The sequence below is a fragment of the Microcoleus sp. S13C4 genome, from assembly GCF_036700865.1.
Taxonomy (GTDB): domain Bacteria; phylum Cyanobacteriota; class Cyanobacteriia; order Cyanobacteriales; family Microcoleaceae; genus Microcoleus.
This window is the reverse complement of record NZ_JAUBPS010000068.1, coordinates 24,027-30,839: the sequence shown is the minus strand read 5'-3', so window position 1 is coordinate 30,839 and position 6,813 is coordinate 24,027. Positions and strand designations below refer to the sequence as shown.

The following is a 6,813-nucleotide window of genomic DNA, read 5'->3' as shown; positions in this document are numbered from 1 at the left end:
ATTAATAATTAAGTGGGGTCGTAAAATCAAAAATAAGGGCAATGCGTGTATCACAGTTTAAATGTGCAACAGCTTAACTAAGGAATGGGAGTTTTTGCTAGCCAATCAAAGTGCTAAGGATGCAAATTCGTTTAATAAATATATACAAACCTCGACCGGAGTGTTGGTGATAGAAACAGACAATCGGTTACTAAGTTTGGGAAGCATGCTTTTCCCCAGTTTGTTTTTAGTTATTGGTTTTGGAAAATTTTCTGGTATCTTGCGTTCTTTTATTGTTGAAACTTATTTTTTTGACAAAAATGTAAGTACCTTAACTATAAAGAAAAAGGGAATATGGGTGAATGAAGTTGCCGAACGATCGCTCAGCGAAATTTCTGAAGTCAAATTAGAAACAATATACGGCGAAAACGGTATTTTATACGAGGTGCGTTTGCTAATGAATGGAGGACATACCCTATCTTTAGGCGGTAGCTCGAATCAGAAAAAGCAACAAAAAATGGCTGATTTGATTCGCAGCTACCTCGACGCGTGCTCGCCCTGAATCAAGACATCGACATCAACAGCGAGCCGGAAATTTTTGCAAAAAATGTCAATTAATTAAACGGGAGTTGATACCTAAAATGAAAATCATTCAAAAAACCGAATATATTCTAAAGCTTAAAAAGGGAATAAATCTTGTTGGTCTGCTATTTCCTGCTGTATGGGTGACAGGATTTTCAGGAATACCCTTGTTAATGATACTTCTCACGATGTCCTCTTCTGGAGTGGAAAGACTTTCCTGCAAAAAAATTGAGCCGAAATTCGCAACTTGCGAAATCAGCACATCAAGTTTGATGGGATTCGTGAAAGGGGAATTAGAGTCCATAGAACAAGTTAAGGAAGCTAAAATTGAGACAATAAATAGTACCGATAGCGAGGGCCACTCAACTTCTGTGGACAATGTATTTCTCGTAACCAACCAAGGGAATGTTCCGCTATCTTACCAAACTGCTAAAGATGCAGAGTTGTTCAATAAATATATACAAACCTCTGTCGGTAAATTCGTAATAGAAAAAGATAATCGATTATCAAAATTAGGCTCGATACTTTTTCAGGGCGGTTTTGTCGTTATTGGTTTCGCTACAATATATTTTGTGTTCCATCCTTTATTCAGTGTTGAAACTTACATTTTTGATAAATATGCAAGTATCCTAACTATTAAGAAAAGGGGGATAAGGGTGAATGAAGTTACCGAAAAATCCCTCAGTGAAATTTCTGAAGTCGAATTAAAAACAGTTGAAGTGCAGAAAACAGAACATATGGACAGCTATACCTGCTACGAGGTGCGTTTGCTAATGAATGCGGGAGATACCCTATGTTTAAGCCGTAGATTGAATCGGGAAGAGCAACAAAAAATGGCTGATTTGATTCGCAGCTACCTCCACAGGCGATCGCACTGAATCAAGATACTTGCTAACGGGCGATCGCTTCGGTGATTCTTTGCTAAACATCCTTCGCGATTACTCGAATCATCTCTATTAGCCGTCGATTGTGAAGATTCTGTAAAGCTCGGCTGCGGTGCTTAAAGACTGTAAAACCCTGGGGATTCGCAGCTACCTCGACGGGCGATCGCTTAAATCAATAACCAACGATAAATAACTGAAAGCTATCTTAAACCTAGTCGCAGGTAAACTCGCGACAGTTGTTGTCTGTCAGAAATTTTAGTGCTAATCTATTAGAAAAATAAAAGGGGTCATGGCAAAGGACGACTTCAAATAATATATAAGTTAACAATTCGGCTCATCCGGGTCAGGAAGTCGATCTTTAGCCTCATTTTTGGAATCAAAAGGTGAGACAAATGAAAATAATCAAGCAAACAGCAAGTGAATTAATAATTCAGACTCAAAGCATATTTGATTTTTGGTTGCCTAGTTGTTTATTCATGGCCTTTGGACTGTTCGGGCAGGCTTTTGACTACCAGAAAGCAACCCTGAGCTGCCAGCGATTGCAGGCAAAACAAGGCAGTTGCCAGTTGGTGCGATCGAATTTACTCGGATCAAACACCCAAGAAATTCAGCTTGCTTCTTTGCGGGGAGCTAAAGTTCAAAGATGTGGCTATAAAACCAGAGTTGTACTTTTGACTTCTGTTGGCCATGTTCCTTTCACTGCTAACTCCACTAATTGGGGAACCCAAGACGCTGTTGCTTCTGACATCAATTTTTTTGTTAAAAATGCAAAAGATCGATTGCTGCGCTTAAGCCCAAACGATAACTGGTTGGGACGGACAGGAAGCATATTTTTGCTCGCAGCAGTCGGAGCGATCGTCTTGAGAAATAATGAACTCTACAGCTTCGATGGAACTTTAAACACCTTGACTGTTAAACAGCGGGGTTTGTTGGCACGTAAAGTAATGGAATACTCTCTGTGCGAGATTTATGGCGTGGAAGTCGATCGAACAAAAGATCGGCAGAATGACACTTGGTACGAAGTCAGACTATTAGTTTGTGGAGGATCTCGCCTATCCCTGCCCAACACGATGAGTCCCTACGAGCAAGAACAAATCGCCAAAGCGATTAACAACTATCTGCACGAGCAAAAATAACACAAAATAGCCGATCGCGATCAACCCGATTTCTCAAGGTTGCAGACTTACGCAGAAACCGGGTTTTTTAGCAAAATCTCTCGTAGAGTGCGATCGCTTCCGTTATAAAAACCCGGTTTCTTTGGTATCCAGTGCGAAACTCGCGATTGGGTGGCAACCGATCATCTAAAAAGTGAAAAATCGTTCACTTTTTTGGTTCTTCTAACTTCCAGCCTGGCTTGACAACTTGCCGGGAACGGGCAACTACTAAACAGTCATTCGGTACATCTTCTGTCACCACAGAACCCGCTGCTACAGTAACATCTTCTCCCAAAGTTATCGGTGCAACCAGCACGCTGTTAGAACCCGTTTTACTCCGATCGCCTATTTGAGTTTTGTGCTTGTTTTTCCCGTCATAATTTGCCGTAATTGTCCCAGCGCCGATGTTGACTTTTTCTCCCAAAGCCGCGTCGCCTAAATAAGACAAGTGAGCGACATTAGTTCGATCGCCGATTTGAGTATTTTTCAATTCTACAAAATTGCCGACGCGACAGTTGGCCCCAACTTCTGCGTGTCCCCGCAAGTGGGCGTAAGGGCCAATTCGGGAATTTTCGGCAACCATACTGTCAGAAACTACCGAATAAAGCACAGTCACATTTTCTGCAATTTGACTGTTTTCAATCAAACTGCCGGGGCCGATGCGACTCCCAGAGGCGATCGAAGTATTTCCCCGCAAGTGAGTTTGCGGTTCAATTACCACATCCGGCTGCAATTCTACGGTATCGTCGATCGTAATGCTGTTGGGATCTAGGAGCGTGACTCCCGCCGTCATCCACTTGTCCTTTACCCGCGTTTGCAAAATATCGCAAGCTGTGGCTAAATGTTTGCGATCGTTAATTCCCAATATTTCTTGATAATCTTCCACATCCACCGCCATCACCGGATTGAGGAAATTTACCGTATCAGTTAGGTAATATTCTTTTTGGTCATTGTCTGCCTTCAATTCTGGCAAAATTTTCTCTAAATCCGGCCAGTGAAAGCAGTAAACACCTGCATTAATTCGGTGATTTTGCTTTTGAGCTTGTGTGCAGTCGCGGTCTTCGACAATTTGCTGGACTAAGTTTTGACTGTCGGTAAATACTCGCCCGTATCCTTGAGGATTCGGCAAATTAGCTGTCAATAAAGTAGCCGAGTTTTGGTGCTTTTTGTGAATGGCCATCAATTCTTTGATAGTTTCTGCCCTCAGCAAAGGTACATCCCCATTTAAGACCAGCAAGTCTCCCTGAAATCCTTCTAAGTGAGGCAGCAATTGTTGAATGGCATGACCGGTTCCCAATTGTTCAGTTTGTTCAACAAATTCTAGGCTAGGAAATTGAGGATTTTGCTCCGCTATTTCTTGACCTCTAATCAGAGATTCTTTAACGAGTTCGCCTCGATAACCGACGATGACAAGTCGCCTGGTAATTTGAATTTCTTGACAACTTTGGAGGACTCGCTCAACTAGCGTTCGACCGCCCAATTCGTGTAGAACTTTGGGCAAGTCAGATTTCATGCGCGTACCGCGTCCAGCCGCTAAAATTGCTATTGCTATCATTGTACGATCGAGTTATTTGCTATAAAAACTTGAATATTGACTAACTGATGATATCACTCGCTGTCGGTCGATGGCACTGCGATCGCACAAATTTTTCATGTAAAATGTCCCATCTCGCATCCGCGCGATCGAGGCTTTTTGCAGCCAGATGTCGGTTTTAGGGGCGATGCTTGCGTTTCCACTTAAGGCTGTTACGGTATCTGGACTTGCGCGCCCGGTATCAATTACCAGGTTGAAGCAGCGGTATTTGGCTACGGAGGGAAAGGATTTTTGGCTGTCCTGCAAACCAGAGTTCGGTTCGTAGAAAGGACTGAAGTCTTTTCCCAAGGGATGCCAGGAGGAGCGAGAGTGATAATTTGCATCTTTGGGCTGGGATTTGCCACGATACATTATACTATTTGTTGAATTTCAGTTATTGTGTTTTCAACTCCAAAAAACTCTTTCTGACTTTTTCATTTTTTCTGCCTTCTACCTTCTATCTTCTGCGTTATCAGGTGTCCAGCTATGACAGAGCTTAATTTTCAGGAACTTGCCAAGCAGGGAAATCTTGCCACTGCGATCGCATCTTCGCTAAACAGCCAGTTGCAATCTGAAGGCATCACAGCCTCCGCGAATCTCGACGGCGACTGTTTGGATGTAATTCTTGAGGCCGAGCAGGTACCCATAGAAAATAAATTAGTTGATTTTGTCCGCACCGAGCTGACGAATTTGCAGCCGGATTCGATTCGCAAAGTGAAGGTTGAGGGCCGAGAAAGCGGTCAGATTGCTGCTGCTTGGAGTCAAGAGTTTAGTTTGGAGAACAGCACTTTTGAACCACAGAGCTTTGCAGGAGAAGCTGTACCAAATACTGCTGTTGCTAATATGGACGATCGCACCGAGATGGAAAACAATTTTGAGGAGGAAAAACCGCCGGAACAGGCTGCTTTTGAGAATCGGCTGCGCTCGACTTTCATTGTAGTCGGGCTAGTAACAGGTATGTTGGCGATCGCGGTGGCGGCGTTTGTCGGTAAGATTTTAAACGAGCCGACAGCAACTGCGGGGAATAATCCCGATGAAACAGTAGATTTAGCAACTGCACCAGATACTTTTCGAGAAGCCGTTAACAGCGCACTCAAAGCAGCAGAATTAGGGCGATCGGCAAAAACCAAGGAAGATTGGACTACAGTTACTGATCGTTGGCAAGAAGCGGTCTCATTAATGAGAAGAGTACCGATGTCTAGCCCCAACCATCAACTAGCTCAAACAAAAGTGATCGAGTATCAGAAATATCTACTTTACGCTCAAGAAGCAGCAGTAAATCCCCCTCCACCAACTCCCACTCCCGCACCACCCGAAAAATCACCTTCGGAGAAAGCAACTCCTAAAAAATCCAATCCGCCCAAAGAAAATTCGGAGAAAGCAACTCCTAAAAAATCCCATTCGCCAAAAGAAACTTCGGAGAAAGCAACTTCTAATAAATCTCCTGCCGGAAAAGCCGAAGCAGAGAAAAAAGCTCCTTCCCGATAGAGGTTAAAATATAGATTTGAAGAATTATGACTGACAACAACTTAATCGTTTCTCCTGAATGGTTAGCCACCAATACCGACAATCCGCAAGTTGTAATTATTGACTGTCGGTTTTCCCTTGCCGACCCTGAATTGGGACAAAAACAATATCAAGAAAGTCACGTTCCGGGAGCTTTTTATTTAGATTTAAACCGCGACCTTGCGAGTTCAGTTGGCAAACACGGCGGTAGACATCCGCTGCCCAATATTGAAGAATTAGCTGAGAAATTGAGCGCGTTCGGCATTAATTCAGCAGAAAATTTAGTCGTAGCTTATGACGATTCGCGGCTGGCTTTTGCGGCTCGTTTGTGGTGGCTGCTGCGATATATGGGACACAGCAAAGTCGCTTTGTTAGACGGCGGTTTCAGCGGCTGGCAAGCGGCGGGCTATCCGGTAACAAATATTTTGCCCGACCCCCACGAGGGTAACTTTGTTGCCCACTTGCAGCAGGATTTGGCGGTAGATATTGAGGCAGTGAAAGAGCGTAAAGACTTGCCGGGAAAGGTTTTGGTTGATTCGCGAGAAAGCGAGAGATATGAAGGTTTGCGGGAGCCGATCGACCCCATTGCAGGTCACATTCCGGGTGCGGTTAACTATCCTTGGCAAGGGGTGACTGATGAAACTGGAAAAGTGCGATCAACTTCGGAACAAAAACACCGATGGACGGAATTAGAAAAAGCGGAAGAAATCATCGTTTATTGCGGTTCCGGGGTGACGGCTTGCGTTAATTTACTGTCTTTAGAAATTGCTGGAATTCCCGATGCTAAACTTTATGTCGGTAGCTGGAGTGACTGGTGCTCTTATCAGTTGTAGCGTGCAGGAGCGAGATGATTGTTGACTGTTGACTGTTGACTGTTGACTGTTGACTGTGAGTTGTAGGGTAGCGGGCATTGATGTCAATTTAACGTTCAACCCTCAGTCCGGAAGCTGTTGAAACAAGAGCCTCAAAGCGAAATTCCTCCCTATGAGGACTAATGAGTTCTTCAGTCCTCTTTGAGAGGACTTTAGCTATGAGACAGGGAATTCATTCCCTGGCGGACTGTTGGGTGAGCGGGAGGAATGGCGAACTAAAAGCTTAAATTGACACTAATAGTTAGCGGGTAATCACTTCGGCG

7 protein-coding genes are annotated in these 6,813 nt (G+C 43.8%); 5 read left to right on the top strand and 2 right to left on the bottom strand.

What is annotated here, in order from left to right:
• Window positions 1–94 precede the first annotated feature (94 nt).
• From QT996_RS23015 to QT996_RS23005, 3 genes are all read left to right on the top strand, one after another.
• Window positions 95–541 (top strand): hypothetical protein, encoded by a 447-nt coding sequence (locus QT996_RS23015; protein WP_333049268.1) that lies wholly within the window; start codon window positions 95–97, stop codon window positions 539–541.
• Between the two features lie 79 nt (window positions 542–620).
• Window positions 621–1,439 carry a hypothetical protein gene (locus QT996_RS23010; protein WP_333049266.1) on the top strand — a complete coding sequence of 273 codons (819 nt, stop codon included), beginning with the start codon at window positions 621–623 and terminating at the stop codon, window positions 1,437–1,439.
• 398 nt (window positions 1,440–1,837) lie between these two features.
• Window positions 1,838–2,581 (top strand): hypothetical protein, encoded by a 744-nt coding sequence (locus QT996_RS23005; protein ID WP_333049263.1) that lies wholly within the window; start codon window positions 1,838–1,840, stop codon window positions 2,579–2,581.
• Between the two features lie 184 nt (window positions 2,582–2,765).
• On the opposite strand, the gene glmU is transcribed toward QT996_RS23005, so the two are convergent.
• Together glmU and QT996_RS22995 are read right to left on the bottom strand one after the other, a co-directional pair.
• Complete coding sequence (gene glmU, locus QT996_RS23000) at window positions 2,766–4,154, bottom strand: bifunctional UDP-N-acetylglucosamine diphosphorylase/glucosamine-1-phosphate N-acetyltransferase GlmU (protein ID WP_333049261.1); 1,389 nt, start codon at window positions 4,152–4,154, stop codon at window positions 2,766–2,768.
• 12 nt (window positions 4,155–4,166) lie between these two features.
• A complete protein-coding gene (locus QT996_RS22995; protein WP_333049259.1) occupies window positions 4,167–4,544 on the bottom strand; it encodes a hypothetical protein in 378 nt (125 codons plus the stop codon).
• 114 nt (window positions 4,545–4,658) lie between these two features.
• Here QT996_RS22995 and QT996_RS22990 point away from each other — a divergent pair, with 114 nt between their 5' ends.
• Together QT996_RS22990 and QT996_RS22985 are read left to right on the top strand one after the other, a co-directional pair.
• Complete coding sequence (locus QT996_RS22990) at window positions 4,659–5,660, top strand: hypothetical protein (RefSeq protein ID WP_333049257.1); 1,002 nt, start codon at window positions 4,659–4,661, stop codon at window positions 5,658–5,660.
• 26 nt (window positions 5,661–5,686) lie between these two features.
• A complete protein-coding gene (locus tag QT996_RS22985; RefSeq protein ID WP_333049255.1) occupies window positions 5,687–6,511 on the top strand; it encodes a sulfurtransferase in 825 nt (274 codons plus the stop codon).
• Window positions 6,512–6,813 lie beyond the last annotated feature (302 nt).

What these genes read in the sequence shown, in the direction of transcription:
- QT996_RS22990 (WP_333049257.1), top strand. Translation starts at nt 4,659, where the DNA reads ATGACAGAGCTTAATTTTCAGGAACTTGCCAAGCAGGGAAATCTTGCC.
- QT996_RS22995 (WP_333049259.1), bottom strand. Translation starts at nt 4,544, where the DNA reads ATGTATCGTGGCAAATCCCAGCCCAAAGATGCAAATTATCACTCTCGC.
- glmU (WP_333049261.1), bottom strand. Translation starts at nt 4,154, where the DNA reads ATGATAGCAATAGCAATTTTAGCGGCTGGACGCGGTACGCGCATGAAA.
- QT996_RS23010 (WP_333049266.1), top strand. Translation starts at nt 621, where the DNA reads ATGAAAATCATTCAAAAAACCGAATATATTCTAAAGCTTAAAAAGGGA.
- QT996_RS22985 (WP_333049255.1), top strand. Translation starts at nt 5,687, where the DNA reads ATGACTGACAACAACTTAATCGTTTCTCCTGAATGGTTAGCCACCAAT.
- QT996_RS23005 (WP_333049263.1), top strand. Translation starts at nt 1,838, where the DNA reads ATGAAAATAATCAAGCAAACAGCAAGTGAATTAATAATTCAGACTCAA.